15 protein-coding genes are annotated in these 22,365 nt (G+C 65.6%); 7 read left to right on the top strand and 8 right to left on the bottom strand.

What is annotated here, in order from left to right:
- The first annotated feature begins 76 nt into the window (after positions 1 to 76).
- Positions 77 to 1,534, top strand: a complete 1,458-nt coding sequence (locus ACP7B7_RS22625) for a mechanosensitive ion channel family protein (protein WP_426078171.1) — start codon at positions 77 to 79, stop codon at positions 1,532 to 1,534.
- A gap of 9 nt (positions 1,535 to 1,543) precedes the next feature.
- Here the strand turns inward: ACP7B7_RS22625 and serB are convergent, their stop codons facing one another.
- The 3 genes from serB to ACP7B7_RS22610 all read right to left on the bottom strand — a co-directional run bounded on the left by serB (position 1,544) and on the right by ACP7B7_RS22610 (position 6,905).
- On the bottom strand, positions 1,544 to 2,386 hold the full coding sequence (gene serB / locus ACP7B7_RS22620) for a phosphoserine phosphatase SerB (protein WP_308925782.1): 843 nt from the start codon (positions 2,384 to 2,386) through the stop codon (positions 1,544 to 1,546).
- Between the two features lie 43 nt (positions 2,387 to 2,429).
- On the bottom strand, positions 2,430 to 5,873 hold the full coding sequence (gene mfd, locus ACP7B7_RS22615; protein WP_426078170.1) for a transcription-repair coupling factor: 3,444 nt from the start codon (positions 5,871 to 5,873) through the stop codon (positions 2,430 to 2,432).
- An 87-nt stretch (positions 5,874 to 5,960) separates the two neighbouring features.
- Positions 5,961 to 6,905, bottom strand: coding sequence for a 5'-nucleotidase (locus ACP7B7_RS22610; protein WP_426078169.1), 945 nt, complete (start codon positions 6,903 to 6,905; stop codon positions 5,961 to 5,963).
- A 339-nt stretch (positions 6,906 to 7,244) separates the two neighbouring features.
- Here ACP7B7_RS22610 and ACP7B7_RS22605 point away from each other — a divergent pair, with 339 nt between their 5' ends.
- Positions 7,245 to 8,957 (top strand): methyl-accepting chemotaxis protein, encoded by a 1,713-nt coding sequence (locus tag ACP7B7_RS22605; protein ID WP_426078168.1) that lies wholly within the window; start codon positions 7,245 to 7,247, stop codon positions 8,955 to 8,957.
- Here the strand turns inward: ACP7B7_RS22605 and ACP7B7_RS22600 are convergent.
- Positions 8,954 to 9,364: a hypothetical protein gene (locus ACP7B7_RS22600; protein ID WP_426078167.1), complete on the bottom strand. Its 411-nt coding sequence runs from the start codon at positions 9,362 to 9,364 to the stop codon at positions 8,954 to 8,956. The two genes, ACP7B7_RS22605 and ACP7B7_RS22600, sit on opposite strands and share 4 nt — an antisense overlap.
- Between ACP7B7_RS22600 and ACP7B7_RS22595 the strand changes: the two genes are divergently transcribed.
- From ACP7B7_RS22595 to ACP7B7_RS22585, 3 genes are all read left to right on the top strand, one after another.
- The gene (locus ACP7B7_RS22595) at positions 9,336 to 10,913 is read left to right on the top strand and encodes a methyl-accepting chemotaxis protein (protein ID WP_426078166.1); all 1,578 of its coding nucleotides are present in this window, start codon (positions 9,336 to 9,338) and stop codon (positions 10,911 to 10,913) included. The genes ACP7B7_RS22600 and ACP7B7_RS22595 overlap by 29 nt on opposite strands.
- The gene (locus tag ACP7B7_RS22590) at positions 10,913 to 11,689 is read left to right on the top strand and encodes a putative bifunctional diguanylate cyclase/phosphodiesterase (protein WP_426078165.1); all 777 of its coding nucleotides are present in this window, start codon (positions 10,913 to 10,915) and stop codon (positions 11,687 to 11,689) included. The genes ACP7B7_RS22595 and ACP7B7_RS22590 overlap by 1 nt, the downstream gene beginning before the upstream one ends.
- Before the next feature lie 95 nt (positions 11,690 to 11,784).
- Entirely contained in the window at positions 11,785 to 14,535 is a 2,751-nt protein-coding gene (locus tag ACP7B7_RS22585) for an ATP-binding protein (RefSeq protein WP_426078164.1), read from the top strand.
- Between the two features lie 8 nt (positions 14,536 to 14,543).
- On the opposite strand, the gene ACP7B7_RS22580 is transcribed toward ACP7B7_RS22585, so the two are convergent.
- Genes ACP7B7_RS22580 through ACP7B7_RS22570 form a run of 3 tightly spaced genes read right to left on the bottom strand, consistent with a single transcriptional unit; the run spans position 14,544 to position 16,579 of the window.
- Positions 14,544 to 15,452 carry a lipase secretion chaperone gene (locus tag ACP7B7_RS22580; protein ID WP_426078163.1) on the bottom strand — a complete coding sequence of 303 codons (909 nt, stop codon included), beginning with the start codon at positions 15,450 to 15,452 and terminating at the stop codon, positions 14,544 to 14,546.
- Between the two features lie 10 nt (positions 15,453 to 15,462).
- A complete protein-coding gene (locus ACP7B7_RS22575; RefSeq protein ID WP_426078162.1) occupies positions 15,463 to 16,380 on the bottom strand; it encodes a lipase family alpha/beta hydrolase in 918 nt (305 codons plus the stop codon).
- Positions 16,381 to 16,390: 10 nt separating this feature from the next.
- Positions 16,391 to 16,579, bottom strand: a complete 189-nt coding sequence (locus ACP7B7_RS22570) for a hypothetical protein (RefSeq protein ID WP_426078161.1) — start codon at positions 16,577 to 16,579, stop codon at positions 16,391 to 16,393.
- Positions 16,580 to 16,709: 130 nt separating this feature from the next.
- Here ACP7B7_RS22570 and ACP7B7_RS22565 point away from each other — a divergent pair, with 130 nt between their 5' ends.
- Positions 16,710 to 17,402 (top strand): TetR/AcrR family transcriptional regulator, encoded by a 693-nt coding sequence (locus tag ACP7B7_RS22565; RefSeq protein WP_426078160.1) that lies wholly within the window; start codon positions 16,710 to 16,712, stop codon positions 17,400 to 17,402.
- A gap of 48 nt (positions 17,403 to 17,450) precedes the next feature.
- Here the strand turns inward: ACP7B7_RS22565 and ACP7B7_RS22560 are convergent, their stop codons facing one another.
- Entirely contained in the window at positions 17,451 to 19,778 is a 2,328-nt protein-coding gene (locus ACP7B7_RS22560) for a penicillin-binding protein 1A (protein ID WP_426078159.1), read from the bottom strand.
- Positions 19,779 to 19,965: 187 nt separating this feature from the next.
- Here ACP7B7_RS22560 and ACP7B7_RS22555 point away from each other — a divergent pair, with 187 nt between their 5' ends.
- On the top strand, positions 19,966 to 22,230 hold the full coding sequence (locus ACP7B7_RS22555; RefSeq protein WP_426078158.1) for an OPT family oligopeptide transporter: 2,265 nt from the start codon (positions 19,966 to 19,968) through the stop codon (positions 22,228 to 22,230).
- The last annotated feature ends 135 nt before the right edge of the window (positions 22,231 to 22,365 follow it).

The raw sequence follows: 22,365 nt of genomic DNA, 5'->3' as shown, positions 1-22,365 counted from the left end.
CATGAGGGCGTCATGATTGGCCGTTACGATGGATGATAGGCAAATTCGTGCCTGCGGTTGTCAACGACGGAGCATCATGGTGGACAGGTATTGGGCAAGGAGCGGATTGCTGGTCGTGGCCAGCGTGTTGCTGGTGCTGGTGTCGAATGAATTACTGGGCGCGCCGTTCGGCTGGAGCGCGCCGGGGCGCGAGGCGGCTGGCCTGCTCGTTGGTCACGGCATTCCGCTGCTGCAACTGATTGCGCTGGCGATGCTCACCGATCAGCTGATGTGGGCGTTGGCCGCGCGCCGTTCAGGCGCGGGACCAGCGACGCGGATCCCGCGCCTGGCGCTGCAGATCGTCACCTTCCTGATCTATGGGCTGCTTTTTTGCGGTGTGCTGAACCAGGTGTTCGGGGTCTCGATGACGGCCATGCTGGGCGCTTCGGGCGTGATCGGCCTGATTCTGGGTTTCGGCCTGCGTGGCCTGGTGGCCGACGTGTTTTCCGGCATCGCGCTGCACCTGGACGCGTCGATCAATGTCGGCGACTGGGTCGACCTGCAATATCGTGGCCGCGACATGTCGGGCAAGGTGCTCGATTTCGCCTGGCGCACCGTGGTGCTGGCCGACCGCGCCGACAATATCGTGCTGATACCGAACGGCGAATTCGCCGGCGTGATGGTGACCAACCGTTCTCGCCCCAATGCCTTGTCCAAATACGATTGCGTGCTGGAGCTGGGCGCCGAACACGATACCGCGCGGGTGCTGGCGATCCTGGGCAACGCCCTGGAGCGCGCCGTGCACGATGGCGTGCTGGCCGCGCAGCCGCCGCCGTATGTGCAGGTGGCGTCGCTGAAGGACGGCGTGGCCGCTTACCGCATGGTGTATTTCGTCGAAGTGGGCGCCAGGTCGCCAGGCAGCTACAGCCACATGGCGCTGCACTATGGCGCGCAGTTCCTGAAGGCGGCCGGCATTGCGCTCACGCGCAGCGAGCACGTGGAGTGGAGCCGCCATGGCGGCCCCGCCCAGCATCATTTGGACCAGCCCGCGGTGCGCATGGGCGTGCTGGGCAGCGCGCGCTACCTGTCGGCGCTGTCGCCGGCGGAGCTGGCCGTGATTGCGGCCGATACCGTCACGGCGCGCCTTGCCGCAGGCCAGGCGCTGCTGACAGCGGGCGACCCTGGCGACAGCATGTTCGTGGTACTGGAAGGCAGTCTTGACGTCGTCATCGATGGGCCGCATGGCCCGCTTGAGGTGGCGCGCCTGTGGCCGGGCGACTGCGTGGGCGAGATGTCGCTGTTTACCGGCGAGCCGCGTTCGGCCCATGTGCGCGCCCGAGAAGCGAGCGTGACATTCGAGGTTGCCAAACATACCATGGCCGGCATCTTCCAGTGCAATCCCGCGCTGGCCGGGCAAATTGCCGCATTGATCGAGGCCCGCCGCGGCATCAACGACGATGCCTTGCAGCGGCCGGCCGGCACGCCTGCGGGCGTGCCGGAAACGCCGGGCATGCTGGACCGCATCCGCGAGTTTTTCAGGCTCGGGCGCGGCTGATTCCCGGCATCAGGACAGCACGTTCAGGATGCCGTCCAGGCCGACGAAATTGAGCGCCACGTCGGCCTGGGCCCGCACCACGGGCTTGGCGCGGAAGGCCACCGACAGGCCGGCGATGCCCATCATTTTCAGGTCGTTGGCGCCGTCGCCCATGACGATGGCCTGCGCCGGCGAGATGCCCAGTTCCTTGCAGACCCGTTCGACGGTGCGCTGTTTTTCTTCCGCATCGACGATGCCGCCGATGACCTTGCCGGTCAGCTTGCCGTCGACGATTTCCAGTTCATTCGCGTGCGTATAGTCCAGGCCCAGGCGTTCCTTCAGGCGTTCGGTGAAGAAGGTGAAGCCGCCCGACACCAGCAAGGTTTTCAGGCCGGCCGCTTTCACGGCCGCCAGCATTTTTTCGGCTCCCGGCGACAGTTTCAGGCGTTCGTCGTAGACGCGCTGCAGGGCGGAGGCGTCCAGGCCTTCGAGCAGCGCCACGCGCTGGGTCAGGCTGGCCGCGAAATCGAGTTCGCCGCGCATGGCCGCTTCGGTGATCGCCGCCACCTGCGGTTTGAGGCCCTGCATGTCGGCGATTTCATCGATGCACTCGATGGTGATCACGGTCGAATCCATGTCCATTGCGACGAGCTTGAATTCGCTCAGCGTGCGCCGGCCCATGAGGTAGGTGGCGTCCAGCTGCGCCGCCTGCGCCGCCACCTCGATGGTCGGCAGCAACGCCTTGGAGTAGCTGATTTTTTCGCAGCGCAGCGCATGCGGTCCCAGGCGCGTGATACCGGTCGGCGCGGCCAGCGCGGCGATGCGCTCGAGGCGCGCCGGGTCGCCGTCGACGCCCTGCAGTATCAGATTCATGGTCATGGAAGAGGTATTGGTCATGGTAGCCTGCGGTAAAAGTCTAAACGGTCAATTGCTTGATGGTGGTCTTGATTTGCGTCACGCGCGCCGCCAGGTCCGGCATGGCGGCGCTGATCTTCAGCTTGTCCTGGCCGTGCAGCTTGATATGGCGGTTCTTCTGTATCAGTTCGATGATGCGCATCGGGTCGATCGGCGGCTGTGCCATGAATTGCAGGGTGGCGGCTTCGCCATGCACGTCGATCTTGACGATGCCCACGGTTTTCGCCGCGATGCGCAGGCGGTGCGTCTCGATCAGCGCTTTCACCGGGTCGGGCAGCTTGCCGAAACGGTCGATCAGCTCCTCCTGGATATCGTCGATCTTGTCCTGCGTGGCGCAGTTGGCCAGCCGCTTGTAGATCGACAGGCGTTCGTGCACGTCGCCGCAGAAGTCCGCCGGCAGCAGCGCCGGCACGTGCAGGTTGATTTCGGTGGTCGAGGCCAGCGGCGCGGCCAGGTCGGGCTCCTTGCCGGCCTTGAGCGAGCGCACCGCCTCGTTGAGCATGTCCGAATACAGCTGGAAGCCGATTTCCGTCATTTCGCCGGACTGGCTCTCGCCCAGCACTTCGCCGGCGCCGCGGATTTCCAGGTCGTGCATGGCGAGATAAAAACCGCTGCCCAGCTCTTCCATCTGCTGGATCGCGTCCAGCCGGCGCTGCGCCAGCTTGGTCAGGCCCTGCACATCGTGCACCAGCAGATAGGCATAGGCCTGGTGGTGCGAACGGCCCACGCGGCCGCGCAACTGGTGCAGCTGCGCCAGGCCGAACTTGTCGGCGCGGTGCATGATGATGGTGTTCGCCGTCGGCACGTCGATGCCGGTCTCGATGATGGTGGTGCACAGCAAAATATTGAAGCGCTGGGCGACGAAGTCGCGCATCACTTTTTCCAGGTCGCGCTCGTGCATCTGGCCGTGTGCCACGGCGATGCGCGCCTCGGGCAGCAGCTCGGTCAGCATCGCCAGGCGATTCTGGATGGTCTCCACCTCGTTGTGCAGGAAGTAGATCTGGCCGCCCCGTTTCAGCTCGCGCAGGCAGGCTTCGCGGATGATCGCTTCGCCTTCGCTGCGCACGAATGTCTTGATGGCCAGGCGCTTTTGCGGCGCCGTGGCGATGATCGAAAAGTCGCGCAGGCCTTCCAGCGCCATGCCCAGGGTGCGCGGAATCGGCGTGGCCGTCAGGGTCAGCACATCGACTTCCGCGCGCAAGGCTTTCAATGCTTCTTTCTGGCGCACGCCGAACCGGTGTTCCTCGTCGATGATGACCAGGCCAAGGCGCGTAAATTTCACGTCGTCGGACAGCAGCTTGTGGGTGCCGATAATGATGTCCAGCGTGCCGTCGGCCATGCCCTTGAACGCCTGCGTGATCTCCTTGCCGCTCCTGAAACGCGACAATTCCGCAATGCGCACCGGCCAGTCGGCGAAGCGGTCGGCAAAGGTCTGCGCGTGCTGTTCGGCCAGCAGGGTGGTGGGCGCCAGGATGGCCACCTGCTTGCCGCCCATGACGGCGATAAAGGCCGCGCGCAGCGCCACTTCGGTCTTGCCGAAGCCGACGTCGCCGCATACCAGGCGGTCCATCGGTTTGCCCGAGGTCATGTCCTTGATGACGTTGTGGATGGCCTCGGCCTGGTCCGGTGTCTCATCGAAGCCGAAGCTGTCGGCAAAGCGCTCGTAGTCGTGCGAGGAATACTCGAAGGCATGGCCCTGGCGCAGCGCGCGGCGCGCATACAGGTTGAGCAGCTCGGCGGCCGTGTCGCGCACCTGGTCGGCCGCGCGTTTCTTGGCTTTTTCCCACTGGCCCGAACCGAGCGAATGCAGCGGTGCGTCTTCGGGGGAGGCGCCCGAATAGCGCGAGATCACGTGCAGCTGCGACACGGGTACATACAGCTTGGTGTCTTTCGCGTATTCGAGATGCAAAAACTCCGTCTCGCCTTCGCCCAGGTCCATGCTGGTCAGGCCCATGTAGCGGCCGATGCCGTGGTTGATGTGGACCACCGGGTCGCCGATCTTCAGCTCCGACAGGTCGCGCACCATCGATTCGACCTGGGTCACGCCTTCCTGTTTCTTCTTGCCGACGCGGCGCCCCGAGCCCGCATACAGCTCGGTCTCGGTGATGAACGCCAGGTTGCCTTCGTCCGTGTACAGCTCGAAGCCCGCATGCAGCGGCGCCACGCCCAGCATCAGTTTCGCGTCGGACTGCAGGAAGCCGTCGCTGCCTTCCACCGGCGTGAGGTGAAGGTCGTATTCGGCAAAGTACTGCTGCAGCGTTTCGCGCCGGCCGTTCGATTCGGCGCAGACCATCACCCTGCGGCCCGGCTGCAGCAAAAAGCTGCGCAAGTTCGCCAGCGGGTCGTCGGCGCGGCGGTTCACGGCGATGTTGGGCAAGGGCGCCGACAGTTCGGACGCCAGCGCATCGTTCGACTTGGTAATGGCCAGGCGGGCATACGGCTTGGCCAGCGCAAAGAACTGTTCGTCGCCTAAAAACAGCGACTCGGGCGGCAGGATGGGGCGCTCGCGGTCCGCCTTCAGGAAGCGGTAGCGCGACTGCGTGTCGGTCCAGAAGCGGCCGATGGCCGCGTCGATCTCGCCCACCAGGGCCAGCGAGGCGTCCGGCGGCAGGTAGTCGAACAGGGTCGCCGTCTCCTCGAAAAACAGCGGCAGGTAGTATTCGATGCCGGCCGAGGCGATGCCGCTGCTGATGTCCTTGTAGACCACCGAGCGCGATGGATCGCCTTCGAACTGTTCGCGCCAGCGGCTGCGGAAGGTGGTGCGCGCCGCTTCGTCCATCGGAAATTCGCGGCCCGGCAGCAAACGCACTTCGTGCACGGGGTAGAGTGAACGCTGGGTGTCGGCGTCAAAGGTGCGGATGGTTTCGATGGTGTCGCCGAACAGGTCGAGCCGGTAGGGCAGGGCTGAGCCCATCGGGAACAGGTCGAGCAGGCCGCCGCGCACCGAGTATTCGCCGGGCGACATCACCTGCGACACATGGCTGTAGCCGGCCAGGGTCAGCTGCGACTTCAGGCGCGCTTCATCGAGGATTTCACCCTTCTTGAAAAAGAAGGTGTAGGCCGCCAGGAACGAGGGCGGCGCCAGGCGCACCAGCGCGGTGGTGGCCGGCACGATCAGCACGTCGCACTGGCGGCTGCGGATTTCGTGCAGCGTGGCCAGGCGCTCGGAGACCAGGTCCTGGTGCGGCGAAAACGCGTCGTAGGGCAGGGTTTCCCAGTCCGGCAGCAGATGGCAGCGCAGTTCCTTGCCGCCGAACCACGGTATTTCATCGAGCAGGCGCTGGCCGTCGCTGGCCTGTGCCACCACCACGGCCAGCATCTGGCCGCGCGACTTCAATTCCAAAGCGGCCAGTGCCAGCGCATAGGCGTCGGATGAACCATACAGGGCGGGCAGCGCGTAGCGGTTGCCGGGCTTGGGGAGCGATTTTTTCAGGGCTAAGGACATGCAGGCGATGACACTGGTGACAGAGGCAGTTGACAGGAAAGACTGTATTGCGCGCGGCGCCCTTCATGACGGCGCCAGCAGGCACGATTATAGACCATCGCCCGCGCGCACATTCGCTATGCCGAACGGTACATGCACCATGGGGATGGTGCCGCCGCTTGACTTCAGATGGCTCAGCTGGTCATCGAAAAAGATATGCGGCCTGAACACGGCCAGCACGCGCGACTTGTCCATGCCGCCCAGGAAGAAGGTCTCGTCGGCCGCCACGCCCCAGCTTTTCAGGGTGGTGACCACCCGTTCGTGCGAGGGCGCGTTACGCGCGGTGATGATGGCGATGCGCAGGATCTTTTTGTAGGCCGGGTCGCGTTTTTGCGCGCGCTCTTCCAGCCGCTGCATGGTGGCCAGTTTCTGGAACAAGGCGGCCAGCGGGCCGGGGCGGTGCGGCGTGCCCACGTTCAGGGTTTCATGGGCGTGGAATTCGTCGACATCGTTATTGCGCTTGAAGACGGTTTCCGCCTCGTCGTCGGCGATCACGCCGTCAAAGTCGAAGGCGACGCGCAGCTCGTCGTCGGCCTCGTCGTCCTCGGTGCGCGACGGCAGCACCAGGCCGGCCGGAAAATTGCAGGCCAGCGCGCCGCGCACATCGTCTTCATTCGCGCTCAGGAACAGCGAGGCGTTGAATGCCGGCAGGTAGGGGTAGGGCGATTTGCCGGTCATGAAGGCGGCGCGCGAAATATCGAGGCCATAATGGGCGATCGAGTGCATCACGCGCAAGCCCGTTTCCGGCGAATTGCGCGAAAACAGCACCACTTCCACCGGCGCCTCGTGCGGATGGTGCTTGTTGATGTTCAAAAAGCGCCGGATGAAGGGGAAGGCCACGCCGCGGCCCAGCACCGTGTCCAGGTGGGTTTCCTGGTACTTGCGGTATTCCTCGGGGCCGCTGTCCAGGTACACCTGGTGCGATTCGGACAGGTCGAACAGCGCGCTCGAAGCGACGCCGATCACCAGTTTTTGTTCGATAAGATAAGCCATGGTGGTTCCGCTGTGGTCTTGTCGTCCATCTTAGACGAATATCAATTGCGCGACCAGCCATCCCTTTCCGGGAAAATATTTACAGAATTTTATTTCTGCACCATTCGAGGGCACAGCTGTTTCTGATACGCCACAGGCCGCGATTAAAAGCCGGTTTGTATCAGGTATGACACTGCCAGGGCGCGACTTTTCCTCTATGCTGGCGACATATAAATCTCGCCAAATGTCACGACGTGTTTGCCCCATCCCCGCAAGCGTTCTGCAAGCGCCAGCCGTTCCATCCGAACCCGCCAGCACGAACTTGCCTGGCTTGTATCGGTCTCAATTAGGGGTAATAACATGTTCAAGAATCTACTGATCAAATGGAAACTGGCGGTTCTGGTGGCCGTCATGATGGCGGCGCTGATCGTCGTCGGCATCAGCGGCTATGCCGGCATCGCCACTGTGGGCAATTCCGTCAATGAAATCGGCGTGGTGCGCCTGCCGTCGATCCAGGGCCTGCTGCAAATGAGCGAAGGCCAGACGGCGGTGGCGGCCGGTACCCTGAGCGCCGCCATCTATGAAACGAATTACCAGGCGCAGGACAAGTTCCGCGAAGCGCAGCAGTTGCGGGCCAGGGCCTGGGCCAGCATCGAAACCGGCCGCAAGCTGTACGAGCCGCTGCCGCAGACGCCCGAGGAGGCCGTGCTGTGGCAGCGCTTCCAGGGCGAATGGGCGGCCTGGAAAAGCAGCGACGACAAGGTCGGCAGCGTGCTCGACGCGCTGGCGAAAAACGCCGACGAGCAAAAGCAGAAAGACCTGTTTGTCGACTTCTACAAACAGTATCTGGACTCGCGCGGCCTGTTCGGCAAGGCCGAAGCCTCGCTGAACCAGATTATCGCGCTCAATAACCAGATCGCCGACGCCAGCGTCAAGGCTGGCGGCGCCGCGGTGGTGCGCTCGGAAAGCCTGATGGTGATCCTCGGCCTGCTGGCCGCGGTGGCCGGCATCGCCTGCGCCGCCTTCATCACGCGCGCCATCACGCGGCCCATCATCGAGGCCGTGAAAGTGGCGCAGACGGTGGCCTCCGGCGACCTGACCAGCCGCATCGTCGTGACCATCACCGAGGAGACGGGCCAGCTGCTGCGGGCCCTGCACGACATGAACGCCAGCCTGGTGTCCATCGTCGGCCAGGTGCGCGGCGGCACGGAAACCATCGCCACGGCTTCGACCCAGATCGCCAGCGGCAACCTGGACCTCTCCTCGCGCACGGAAGAGCAAGCCAGCTCGCTGGAGGAAACCGCGTCGTCGATGGAAGAACTGACGTCGACCGTGCGCCAGAACGCCGACAACGCCCAGCAGGCCAATGCGCTGGCGCGCACCGCCTCCGGCGTGGCCGTCAAGGGCGGCGTCGTGGTGGGGGAAGTGGTGCGCACCATGGACGCCATCAACGATGCCTCGCGCAAGATCGTCGACATCATCAGCGTGATCGACGGCATCGCCTTCCAGACCAATATCCTGGCCCTGAATGCGGCCGTGGAGGCGGCGCGCGCCGGCGAGCAGGGGCGCGGCTTTGCGGTGGTCGCCACCGAGGTGCGCAACCTGGCGCAGCGCAGCGCGGCTGCCGCCAAGGAAATCAAGACCCTGATCGGCGACTCGGTGGTGGCGGTGGACGCCGGCAGCAAGCTGGTGGCGGAGGCGGGCGGCACCATGGCCGACATCGTCTCGAGCGTGCAGCGCGTGACCGATATCATGGCCGAGATCAGCCTGGCCACGCAGGAGCAAAGCTCGGGCATCGATCAGATCAACCAGGCCATCGGCCAGATGGACCAGGTGACGCAGCAGAACGCGGCGCTGGTGGAAGAAGCCGCGGCGGCGGCCGCCTCGCTGCAGGAACAGGCGGGCACCTTGTCGCAGGTGGTCAGCGTGTTCAGGCTCGATGGCGTGCAGGCTGCGCCAGTGCGCGCGGTGCAGCGTGCCGCCGTCGCCGCTGTCCCTGCGCGTCCGGCCTTGAAAGCGGCGCCCGCCGCGCGCAAGGCGGCGCCGTCGCACGACGAGTGGGAAGAGTTTTAAGCTGCCGGCATCGCCCTGTTGTCGAACCGGACGGCCGCCTTTGTGCGGCCGTTTTGCATGGCCGCACGCCAGCCTGGCGATGCCGGCCCTTGCCAGGAAAACAGTGTTATGAAAATGGATGTTTTGTTATCTAAGCAAAATTTTGCAAAAATTAACGCGACATTGCTTGTCGGATAACTCACACTGGCCGCCGTAGCATCATGCGCCCTGGCGCGGATGACGGCGCATGCCATCTTCGCTCCTGCCTTTGCCCACTCCCGGCCGACCCTGCAGCCTGTTTCGTCCTGTCGTCCCGCACGGCGGGCGGCGGCAGCCATGGCGATCAGCCTCACCTTGAAGAATGCGAGAAATATGGCGAATATGAATATCGGAACGCGCTTGCGCTGGTCGTTCGCGGTGCTGACCATGCTGTTGCTGGCCACTGCCGCGCTGGGCTTGCTGCGCCTGTCCTCGCTGGACGAGCGCATGCGCGGCGTGGTCGACAGCGAGTATCCGAAAACCGTGCTGGCCAATGACATCATCAAGCAGGTCAACGTGATCGCGCGTTCGTCGCGCAATCTGTTCCTGATGTACGAGCTGGATCAGGTGGCGCAGGAGCGCGATACCATCGCCAGGGCCAGCGCCACGACCGAGCAGAAGCTGGGCGAGCTGGACAAGATGGTCGATTCCGTCAAAGGCAAGGAAATGATGCTGGCTGTAAAAGAGGCGCGCGGCGTCTTCAATGCGGGCCGCGACAAGGTGCTGGCGCTGCTGTACGACGGCGCGCGCGACGAAGCGTCGGCCCTGCTGCTGCAAACGGTGCGCGCCGACCAGCTGCGCTACATGGCCGCGCTGGAAACGCTGATCAACCACCAGCACCAGCTGATGGTGGAAGCGGGTCAGCGCGTGCGCGAAGAATACCTGGCGGCGCGCGCCATGGTGCTGGCGCTGAGCGCGGCGGCCATCGTGTTTTCCATTATCACGGCCTGGCTGGTCACGCGCAGCATCGTGCGCCCCTTGCAGCATGCGCTGGGCGTGGCGCAGACGGTGGCCGCCGGCGACCTCAGTTCCACCTTCGGCCAGCATGCCACCGATGAAACCGGCCGGCTGCTCGACGCGCTGGCTGTCATGAACGGCAACCTGCAGGATATCGTGCGGCAGGTGCGCAGCGGTACCGATACCATCGCCACCGCCTCGACCCAGATCGCGGCCGGCAATGTGGACTTGTCGGCCCGCACCGAAGAGCAGGCCAGTTCGCTGGAACAGACGGCGTCGGCGATGGAGGAACTGAGCTCCACGGTGCAGCAGAATGTCGACAATGCGCGCGAGGCCAGCTCCCTGGCACTGGAAGCGGCGCAGATCGCCAACCGCGGCGGCGAGGCGGTCGGGCAGGTGATCAGCACGATGGAAGCGATCAGCAGTTCCTCGGCGCAGATCGCCGACATTATCGGCGTGATCGACATGCTGGCCTTCCAGACCAATATCCTGGCCCTGAATGCGGCGGTGGAAGCGGCACGCGCCGGCGAGCAGGGACGCGGCTTTGCGGTGGTGGCGACGGAAGTGCGCAACCTGGCGCAGCGCAGCGCGTCGGCCGCGCGCGATATCCGCGCCCTGATCGCCACCTCCAGCGAGCAGGTGTCAACCGGTTCGGCGCTCGTCACGCGGGCCGGCGCCACCATGCAGGACGTGGTGCGGGCGGTGGAACGGGTCAGCCGCATGGTCGGCGACATCACCACCGCCAGCGCCGAGCAGGGCACCGGCATCGGCCAGATCAGCGAGGCGGTGGTGCAGATGGACCAGGTGACGCAGCAGAATGCCGCGCTGGTGGAAGAGGCGGCGGCCGCTTCGCAGTCGCTCGAAAGCGAGGCGGCGCGGCTGCAGCAGGTGGTCAGCGTATTTCGCCTGCACCAGGAGCCTGCCCGCCTGCCGCCCGCACGGCAGTCCGGCGCGCAGTCCGTGCTGCGGCTGTCCGCCTAGTGGCTGGCCTGGCCAGCGCCCTGCGCAACAATGAATTCTGCTTTCACTACCACGGCAAGTTCGATACGGCGCAATTGCGCCTGGTGGGCCTGGAAGCGCTGCTGCGCTGGCAGCAGCCCGGGCGCGGCCTGACGTTTCCGCAGGAGTTCATCGCCCTGGCCGAGCGGCGCGGCACCGTCGTCGAGCTGGGCAACTGGGGCATCGCCACCGCCTGTCGGCAACTGGCGCAGTGGCGCGCCGCCGGGCTGGCGCTGGTGCCGGTGGCGGTCAATCTGTCGGTGCAGCAGCTGAGCGATCCGCGCCTGCTGGCCACCGTGCAGCGCTGTTTGCGCCAGCATGATGTGCCGGCCACCTTGCTGGAACTGGAAGTGACGGAAAGCGGCCAGATCGACGACACGGCGCAAGCGTGCGCGGTGCTGTCGAAGCTGCGCGCGCTGGGCGTGCGCATTGCGCTCGACGACTATGGCACCGGCTATGCGGGCCTGCATCACCTCAAGATGCTGCCGGTCGACACGGTCAAGATCGACCGCTGTTTCATTACCGACATCGGCAGCGACGGCAAGGACGCCATCATCGTCGCCTCGACCATCGCGCTGGCGCGCAGCCTGGACCTGCAGGTGCTGGCCGAAGGCGTCGAAGATGGCGTGCAGCTGGCCATGCTGCGCAGCCTGGGCTGCCGGCAGGTACAGGGCTACTACCTGCACCGGCCCGCGCCGGAGGCGCAGGTGCGGGCCTTGCTGGACGCCGCGCGCGCTTCGCCTGATTGCCATATGTAACAGCGGTCATACATGGCGCCATGCCGGCGGCGCGCAGAATTTCCGTAAAATGCCTGGCACACCGCATGTCCTGAGACCATTCTCCACCAAGCACCATGATGAACAGCTCTGTCCCGGCCTATGTCTTCGGCCCGTTTCGCCTATTGCCGCTCGAACGCCGGCTGCTGGAAGGCGAACGTGCGGTAAGGCTGGGGAGCCGCGCCATGGACTTGTTGCTGGCCTTGCTGGAGCGCGCCGGCGACATCGTCGACAAGCATGAATTGCTGGCCCTCGTCTGGCCCAATGCGGTGGTCGACGACGCCACCTTGCGCGTGCACCTGGCGGCGCTGCGCAAGGTGCTGGGCGACGGGCGCGATGGCCAGCGCTATATCACCACCGTGGCCGGCCGCGGCTACGGCTTCCTGGCACCGGTGGCGCGCGCGGGCGAGGCGGCCGCCGCCGGCACGGCCGTCGCCGAGGTGCGCCACAACCTGCCGGTGCTGCTGACGCGCATGATGGGGCGCGGCGACATCGTGCAGGCGATGGCCGGCCAGTTGCTGCAGGTGCGTTTGCTCAGCATCGTCGGCCCGGGCGGCATCGGCAAGACCACGGTGGCCGTGGCGCTGGCCATGCGGGTGCTGCGCCGCCATGCCGATGGCGTCTGCTTTGTCGACCTGGCGCCGGTGGCCGAGGGCCAGCTGGCGCCGCTGGCGCTGGCCACGGCGCTGGGCGTGGCGGTACCGGCGCATGACCCGATGCCGGCCTTGCTGGCCTATCTGCGCCAGCGCCAGATGCTGATCGTGTTTGACAATTGCGAACATGTGATCGCCGCCGCCGCCGCCCTGGCCGACATGCTGCTCAAGGGCGCACCGGCACTGCAGGTGCTGGCCACCAGCCGCGAACCGCTGCGCATCTCGTGCGAGCAGTTGCTGCGCCTGCCCGTGCTGGAATTGCCGCCGCTTGATGCGGCGCTGCGCCATTACGCGGCGGTGCAGCTGTTTGCCGAACGCTGCGCCGCCGTCGACGCCAGCTTCGTGCTGGCCGACGCCGACCTGCCGGTGGTGGTCGAGATCTGCCGCCGTCTCGACGGCATTCCGCTGGCGCTGGAACTGGCGGCCGGGCGCATCGGCCATTTCGGCCTGTACGGCTTGCGGCGCCAGCTCGATGACCGTTTTCGCCTGCTGGTGCGCGGTCCGCGCAACGCGCCGCTGCGCCACCAGACCCTGCGCGCCACCCTGGACTGGAGCTATGGCCTGCTTGACGCGGAAGAGCGCAGCGTGCTGCAGGCGCTGAGCGTGTTCAAGAACCGCTTCCGGCTCGAATCGGCGATCGCCGTGGCCGGCCGCGACGTGTATGACACGGTGGCCGACCTGGCGTCGAAGTCGCTGGTCAGCGTCGAGACCTGCTGCGAGCGCGTGTATTACCGGCTGCTGGAAACCACGCGCGCCTATGCTTGCGCGCACCTGGCGCTGGCCGGCGAACAGGCGGCCGTGTTTCGCCGCCACGCACTGCATTGCCTGGCGCTGGCGCGCTGCATCGCCGCCGACTGGGAACGCCTGCCGGCCGCCAGTTGGAGCGCCTCGTACCGGCGGCATGTGGACGACATGCGCGCCGCCATCGACTGGGCCTTTGGCGCGCACGGCGACCTGGCGCTGGGGGTGGCGCTGACCCTGGCCACGCACACCCTGTTTTACCAGCTGTCGCTGATGGATGAATACCGCTTGCGGGTGGAGCATGCGCTGGCGCGGATGGCCGAGCAGGGCGCCGATGACGCGGCCAGCGAGCTGCGGCTGCGCGCGTCGCTCGGCCATCTGCTGCTGCATACCGAAGGCGTGAGCGGCGCCATGCTGGCGCAATTCCAGCGCGCCAGCAGGCTGGCGCCGGCGGCGGGCGAATCTGGCGGGTGCGCCGAAGCCCTGTGCGGCCTGTGGATCGCGCAGATGGCGCTGGCGGACTTTCGTGCCGCCGACGCCTGCGCGGCGCAATTTGCGGCGCTGTGCGAGCGCGACGGCGATACCGCCATGCAACTGGTGCGCGCGCGCATGCTGGCGGCCGGCGAACACTTGCAGGGTCGGCATGCGGAGGCGGCGGTGCTGTCGCGCCTGGTGCTCGATCACCCCGATGGCGCCGGCCAGCGCAGCCTGAACAACGCCTTGTTGGCCGATCACCAGGTCTGCCTGCGCGGCAACCTGGCACGTTGCCTGTGGCTGATGGGCCGCCCTGACGATGCGCTGGAGATTGCCCGCGAGGCGGTCGAACTGGGCTTTGCCCACAACGGCGTGTCGCTGTGCGTGGCGCTGGCCTTCAGCGCCATCCCCGTCGCCCTGTGGTGCGGCCAGCACGCGCTGGCGCGCACCTGGACCGGCGTGCTGTGCGAGCACGCGGCGCGTCACGGCTTGCTGTATTGGCATGGCTGGGGCAGCAGCTACCAGGCGGCGCTTGACGGCGGCGGCCAGTCAGGCGCGGCCTCGGCCTGGCCGCTGCAGGCCGATGTGATGGCCACCTTGTTCGACGCGGCGGCCAGCGGCGAAGCGCTGCGGCGCGCACGCGCCGGCGAGGCGCCATGGAGCGCGCCCGAAGTGCTGCGCCGCGCCGCGCTGCGCCGCTGGCATGGCCTGCGCGCCGGCGACGCGGAAGGACTGGAACTGGTGCGCCGGCTGCTGGACGAGGCTTTGCGGCTGGCCGGCACGCAGCGCGCGCTGGGCTGGGAGCTGCGCTGCGCCACCAGCCTGGCGGCCGTCATGTGCGCGCAGGGGCAAAGCGGCGAAGCACGCGCGCTGCTGCTGCCGGTGCATGGCCGCTACACGCAGGGCCACGCCAGCGCTGACGTGATGGCGGCGGCGGCCTTGCTGGCGGCGCTGGCATGAGCGCTCGACTACTCATAGGCGCCCAGGCGGCGTTGCTCGTCCGGCGAAAACAGCGTATTGGTCAATTGCTGCAGGGTCGCCGCATCGCCGGCGCCCAGCGCCGCCTTTTGCGCGCGCCAGGCGATGATGCGCTGCTGCCAGTGCGATTCTTCGCGGTCCAGTTCGGCCAGCCGCGCCGCCGCCTCGGGCGTGAAGGTGGCCGCTCGCAGGCGGTAGACTTCGTTGTCGCCGCCGCCCTGCGCGCGCAGGGCGCGCACCGCGTCGTCGAGCGCGCTGACCTGCAGCGGCGCGTCGCGTTCGCGGCGCTGGGCCGGCGACAGGGCCGCATCAAGCACGGCAAGCTTGCGCCGCCGGTCCTCTTCGCCCAGTGTGCCGTCGGCCAGCACCGTCATGCGCGCCACGGCGTCATCATCACGCGCGTCGTCCAGGCCGAACAGGCCGGCGCTTTCCTGCGCCGTGAAGTAAGTGGCGCGCAGCGCGCGCATGGCCTGCAGCCGCGCTTGCGCCGCCTGCAGCGCATCGCCAGACGGCGCCAGGGCTTGCTCGATGCCGGCCAGCGCCTGCTTGTAGTCCAGATAAGCCCCCAGCAGGCGCTTCGCTTCGCGCGCCGGCGCCAGCGCCAGGCGCCGCTCCAGTTCCAGCTCGATCTGGCTGCGGATCGCGGCCAGCGGCTTTTCGCCCAGGCCCGCCAGGTAATAGTCGAACAGGTGGCCCAGTTCCGCATCGACCACCAGCGTCTCGCCGGCAGCCACGAGATTGCCGTCGGGCCGCGTGCCTTCCATCGAGCGCACGAACGCGAACAGGTCGGGGTCTTCCTTTTGCGGTGGCGGCGCCGGCGCCTCACCGGGCGCCAGCGACCAGTACAGCGCCAGGGCGGCCAGTGCGCCGGCCGCGATCAGGGTCGTGTGCGTACGCATGGCCGCTCCCTTACAGGCCCAGGCCCTGCAGGCGGTTGGCCTGCTGGCGGAACACGGTGACCGGCGACGTTTCGAACAGGTTGACGATGCCGATGAACTGGTTGACTTCATCGAGGTGGTTCATGGCGTAGTCGTCGCGGATCACCTTGCCCAGGTGGCTGGAGCAGCTGCTGACCAGGCCATCGTTTTTCGCGCCGCCAAAGGCCAGGCTGATGGCGGCCAGCGCCGGGTCGCCCACGTCGAGCGCATTGGTGTAGGGCTGGGCGCCGCTCCACGAAAAATAGTGGACGCCGCGTTCCTGGTAGGCGCCTTCGCCGCAGGCGGTGGTCGGCACGCCCTGCGGATGGCGGCTGTTGAAGGCCAGCGAACCGCTGGTCGACAGCGAGGCCAGCGCCGCGCCGGCGTTTTGCGGCAAGCCCTGGTTGCCGGAGATAATGCCGATCAGCGAGGCGAGGGCGGTGCCCAGCGCGCCGCTGGTATTGGGTATCGTGCCGGCCAGGATATCGGCCACCTTCGAGCCCTTGTTGACGCCGGCCACGCTGGTCACCGAGGCCACCAGGTCGGGCCGCACGGAGGCCACATAGCGCGCCGTGGGGCCGCCGTGGCTGTGGCCGATCAGATTGACCTTGGCCGCGCCGGTGGCGGCCAGGATTTGCCGCACCTGCGACAGCAGTTGCTCGCCGCGCACTTCGGTGCTGTTGGCGGCCGAGACGGTGGTCAGGTAGACATTGGCGCCGCCGCTGCGCAGGGCGGCGGGGATGCCGTAAAAGTACTCGACAGGGCCCAGCTTGTCGAAGCCGAACAGGCCATGCACCAGCACGATGGGATATTTGGTTTGCGTATAGCCGGCGGCGCCGGCGGTGGCAGGCAGGCCGATGCAGCAGGCCAGGACGAGGGTGGACAGCAATTGCCAGAAGCGAGTCTTCATTTTGTCTCCGTTATTTTTTAATGGGAAATGTCGATGCTGTAGCGGTACCGGCGCCGCCATCCGCCGCAATCTGTGTTGCAGCTAATATAGCGAGCGCTCGGTTTTTGAAATGTAGCACCGCCGTGGCTGAAAAGCTTGTCAATTCCATATTGCAGCGCAATATGACGAGCACGGTTGTTGCCGGGATGTTGCGATTCATCGGCATGGCCGGATTGAAACGGCCAAGGGCGATTTTGCTGCGCTATAATCAGGGCCGATTTGCGCACCCGCCATGGTTGCAGTCATGGTTGCACTACCCGGCGGCGCCGTTTTTACACTGTCTTTTGGGAATGCACTTGTCGACCCATTTCAACTTTGAACAGTTCCAGCAGATGACGCCTTTGAATGGCGTCAATATCTGGGAATACATCCTCGACCGCCATGCGGGCCGCATCGGCGTCAAGCGCCGCAAGCCCGCGCTGGAAAACCTGGAACGCATCTTTGGCGCCACCTTCAGACTGGCCAACGACGTGGGCTTTCGCGCCATGAGCTTGCGCGACCTGTGCCGCGAGACGGGGCTGTCGATGGGCGGCCTGTATGGCTATATCACCGGCAAGGATCAACTGGCCGAAATGATCGAAGACGTGGTGCGCCACGCCACGCAAGCCTTGCCGCAGCTGTTCGTCGACGTCAAGTTGCCGCTGGACCGGTTAGAGGCGATGATACGCTCGTCGATCTACCTGTCCGAAATCCTGCAGCCCTGGTTTTATTTTGTCTACATGGATTCGCGCGTGCTGCAGGTCGAGCAGCGCAGCATGGCCAAGCAGTCCGAATTGTACGTGCAGACCTTGCTGGCCAATACCATTCTTGAAATCAGCCCGCGGCCGCAGGGCGATGCGACCATGCTCGCCTCGCACTGCCTGGCGCTGTTCCAGGACTGGTATGTCAAACGCTGGAAGTACCGCGCGGCCAAGGTCAGCGTCGATGATTTTGCCGACAGCACGGTGCGCACGGTACGCGGATATCTGAGCGTGGCGGCGTAATCGGCGCGCGCCATTGAAAAAGGCCGGGAGCGATCCCGGCCTTTTTATTTATTGCGTCGTTTCCACCGGCAGCGCATCCGGCACCGCCGCCGGATCGGTCGGCGTTTCGGTGTCCATGTCCAGCGTCCTGACGGCATTCATGTCGATGAATTCGTCATACATCCATTCACCGTCGATCTGGCTCAGGCCGGGCGGCACGGCGCGCGTGATTTGCGGTCGGCTGGCCAGGGCCGTCTGCATGTAGTCGATCCAGATCGGCATGGCCAGGGTGGCGCCGAATTCGCGTCCCCCGAGCGACTTCGGTTCGTCGTAGCCCATCCACGCCACCGCCACGATGCCGCCGCTGTAGCCGGCGAACCAGCCGTCGACGGCGTCGCTGGTGGTACCGGTCTTGCCGGCGATATCGCTGCGCCCCAGTTTGCGGGTGGCGCCCGCGCCCGTGCCCGAACGGGCCACTTCGCGCAGCATGCTGTCCATCACGAAGGCGTTGCGCGGATCGAGCGCCAGGGTCTTGTCGTCGCCGGGAGCCGGCGGCTTGGTCTGCATCAGCACCACGCCCTTGGCGTCGACGATGCGGTCGATCAGGTACGGCTCGACCTGGTGGCCGCCGTTGGCGAACAGCGCATAGGCGCCGGCCATCTGCACCGGCGTGACCGAACCGGTACCGAGCGCCATGGTCAGATTGCTCGGCTGGCGCGCCGGATCGAAACCGAATTTTTCCATGAAGTCGTGGGTGTACGACACGCCCAGCGCGCGCAGGATGCGCACCGAGGCCACGTTCTTCGACTGCGCCAGCGCATAGCGCATGGTGATCGGGCCGTCGAACTTGAAATCGTCATTCTGCGGCGACCAGATCTTGCCGCCGGCCGGCAGTTCCAGCGGCACGTCATTGATCAGGGTAGCCGGCGAAAAGCCTTTTTCCAGCGCCGCCGAATAGACGAAGGGCTTCATGGCCGAACCGGGCTGGCGCCACGCCTGCGTCACGTGATTGAACTTTTGCAGGTTGTAGTCGAAGCCGCCCACCATCGCATGGTAGGCGCCGGTGTCGGCGTCGAGCGAGACGAAAGCGGCGGCCACCAGCGGCACTTGGGTGATGGTCCAGTTGTCTTTCGCGTCCTTGCTGACCCTGATCACGGCGCCCGGGCGCAGCTTGATGCCGGCCGCCGCCTTGGCGGACAGGGCAGGGGCGGCAAAGCGCAGGCCGGCGCCGCTGATGACTTTCGCTTCGCCGTCTCCCGTATCGACCGTCACCTTGCCATTTTCGACATCGGTCACGACGGCGGCGATCAGGCCGTCGCTGTCGGGGCGTTTCTGCAGCGCCGCGTCGATGGCGTCGTCGCGCAATTCCTGCTCCGGCGGCAGCTCGATAAAGGTCTCGGGGCCGCGGTAGCCGTGGCGCTGGTCGTAGGCGATCACGTTGCGGCGGGTGGACGCATAGGCCGCATCCTGGTCGGCTTTCAGGATAGTGGTGTAGACGCTGATGCCCTTGGTGTAGCTGTCTTCCTTGTACTGCGCGAACACGGCCTGGCGCGCCAGTTCGGCCACGTATTCGGCGTGCGTATCGAAGCCCTGGCTGCCGCGCGTGTTGTAGCGCAGCGGCTGCGCCAGCGCTTGCCGGTACTGGCCGTCGCTGATGTAATCGAGGTCGCGCATGCGCTTCAACACCAGTTGCTGGCGCGCGTGCGCCCGCTTCGGGTTGCTGATCGGGTTATGGCGCGACGGGTTTTGCGGCAGGCCGGCCAGCATGGCCATCTCGGCGATCGACAGTTCGCCCAGCGGTTTGCCGAAATAGGTCTGCGCCGCGCTGCCAAAGCCGAACGAGCGCTGGCCCAGGTAGACCTGGTTCATGTACAGCTCGAGGATCTGGTCCTTCGACAGGGCCGCCTCGATCTTCAGGGCCAGCATGATTTCATTGAGCTTGCGCGAGGCGACCTTGTCGCGCGTGAGGAAGAAGTTGCGCGCCACCTGCATAGTGAGCGTGGAGCCGCCGCCATGGCCGAAGCCGTGGCGCAGGTTGGACATCACGGCGCCGCCGACGCGCACGAAGTCGATGCCATTGTGTTCGTAGAAGCGGCTGTCCTCGATGGCCATCAGGGCCTTCTTCATCATTTCCGGCACCTGCGCGATCGGCACGAAGTCGCGGTGTTCCTCGCCGAATTCGCCGATCAGCACATTGTCGGCCGTATAGACGCGCAGCGGTATCTTCGGCTGGTAGTCGGTAATCACGTCCAGCGCGGGCAGGCGAGGTTTCACATACAGGAACAGGTAGACGGCCAGCCCGATGGCGCAGGCCAGGGCGGCGCAGCCGGTGAGGAGCAGGCCGCGCACCACGGCGCGGCGGGATGGCCAGGGGAAGCCGGATCGGTTAGCAGTCAAGTCAGTCTCGCATGAGCGTGCAGGGCACGGTGGCAGCGATTATAGACCATGACAGCGGCGGCTTTGCGCCTGGCTGCCGACGCAAAAAACCTTTTCAGGGAAACGCGGCTGTGCGATAGTCACGGCTTCAAGAAAATAGCCCGGGCGCCAATCCGGGCTGTTTTGGTTTATAGATAACGAGGAACCTATGTCGAAAGATGCAAACCCGGGCACGGTCAAACCGTATATTCCGGCCGACGCGCAGCTCCCCGAGATGACCTTCCGCGCGCTGCTGATGGGCGTCATCCTGGGCATGGTATTTGGCGCGTCGTCGCTGTACCTGGTGCTCAAGGTGGGCCTGACTGTCAGCGCCTCGATTCCCGTGGCCGTGATCGCGATCACCCTGTTCGGCCTGGCCAAGAAAGTGGGCGGCAAGGATTCGTCGATCCTGGAAAACAGCATCACGCAGACGGCCGGTTCGGCCGGCGAATCGCTGGCCTTCGGCCTGGGCGTGACCATGCCGGCGATCCTGATCCTGGGCTTCGACCTGGAAATCTCGCGCGTGATGCTGGTGGGTATCCTGGGTGGCTTGCTGGGCATCCTGATGATGATCCCGATGCGCCGCACCATGATCGTCGACCAGCACAAGGAACTCAAATTCCCCGAAGGCACGGCCTGCGCCGAAGTGCTGAAAGCGGCCGCCACCGACGAATCGCGCATCGCCGCGGGCGAAAGCATAGCGTCCGATTCGGCCGCCGCAAAGGACGCCAAGCGCCGCGCCAAGATCATCTTCGGCGGCTTCGCCGTCGGCCTCTTGTATAAAGTGTTCAATATCTCGTTCAAGGGCTGGAAGGATACGCCGGGCGTGGAATTCGGCGCACCGCTGAAGGCCGGCTCGATCGGCGCCGAGATTTCGCCCGAACTGCTGGGCGTCGGCTACATCATCGGCCCGCGCATCGCCGCCACCATGGCGGCCGGCGGCGTGCTGTCGTATCTGCTCTTGATCCCGATGATCAAATTTTTCGGCGATAACCTCACCACCGTGCTGTCGCCCGGTACCAAATTGATCAGCGCGATGGGCGCCGACGATATCCGCAGCGCCTATGTGCTGTATATCGGCGCCGGCGCCGTCGCCGCCGGCGGCCTGATTTCGCTGGTGCGCGCCATGCCGATGATCTGGCGCAGCCTGTCGGCCGGCCTGGCCGGCATCGGCAAGGGCAGCAAGGCCAATGCGACCTTGCGCACCGAGCAGGATATTCCGCTGAAATGGGTGATGATAGGCTGCCTGGCGATTATCGCCGTGATCACCTTCGCCACCCCGCTGCACATGAATTTGCTGGGCGCGCTCTTGATCCTGGTGTTCGGCTTTCTGTTCGCCACCGTGTCGTCGCGCCTGACCGGCGAGATCGGTTCCTCGTCGAACCCGATTTCGGGCATGGCGGTGGCCACCCTGCTGTTTACCTGCCTGATCTTTTTGCTGATGGGCTGGACCGGTGGCCGCTACTACGTCACCGCCTTGTCGGTTGGCGCCATCGTGTGTATCGCCGCCAGCAATGCCGGCACGACGTCCCAGGACCTGAAGACCGGCTACCTGATCGGCGCCACGCCGCGCCTGCAGCAATACGCGATCCTGGCGGGCGCCTTGTCGTCGGCATTGATTCTGGGCCCGATCCTGCTGAAACTGAACGAGGCCAGCACCGTCTACGTGCCGGCCGCGCAGGTGGCGCCCGGCCTCACGGTCGACGCATCCAAACTGACGGTGACGGGCGAGCTGCATGGCCCGCAGGCCGAAACTGACCACAACACCTATAAAGTCTGGCAGAAGACCGATACCGTCGGCGGCCCGGCCGGCAAGTATTTCGTCAGGGACGACGGCCAACTGGCCTACCTGGTCGACCCGGGCATCAACGGCGCCTACAACAAGCGCCCGGACGGCTCGGAAGTGAAAAAATACGATGCGCCGAAAGCCGTGCTGATGTCCTACATTATCAAGGGCATCCTCGACCAGCAGCTGCCATGGACGCTGGTGCTGTTCGGCGTGATGATCGCCGTGGTGCTGGAGATGGCCGGCATCGCCTCGCTGGCGTTCTCGGTCGGCGTCTACCTGCCGCTGTCGTCGACCCTGCCGATCATGGTCGGTGGCGTGATCCGCTGGCTGGCAGACCGCCGCAACAACAAGCTGGAACACAACGCGAAGCTGAACGAGGAAGAACGCCAGCTGGCCGGCGACCGCAGCTCGGGCGTTCTGCTCGCTTCCGGCTATATCGCCGGCGGCGCCCTGGCCGGCATCATTATCGCCATTACCGCGGGCGTGCTGACGCACTTCGACCAGATGATGGCCGACTGGGCCGAGCATGGCAACCCGTTCTACGCCGGTGCCAGCTCGGACGCGCTGTCGCTGCTGCCGTATGCGGTGATGATCGTGCTGCTGTATGTGGTGGCGCGAGAGAAGAAGAAGGGCGTGCAGGATTGATGGGTTAATTGAATCATTGCTGCTGTCACGAAAACCGTCCGCATCATTGTTTGATACGGGCGGTTTTTTTCTAGGGCGGCACATTCTGCTTACCTCTCCCGCGGGCACTATTGAAGCGCGTTGCTGTCCAAGGTC

The sequence above is a fragment of the Janthinobacterium sp. PSPC3-1 genome, assembly GCF_049896105.1.
Classification (GTDB): Bacteria; Pseudomonadota; Gammaproteobacteria; order Burkholderiales; family Burkholderiaceae_D; genus Janthinobacterium.
The sequence above is the reverse complement of the archived record's forward strand: the minus strand, read 5'-3'. Positions and strand labels throughout refer to the sequence as shown.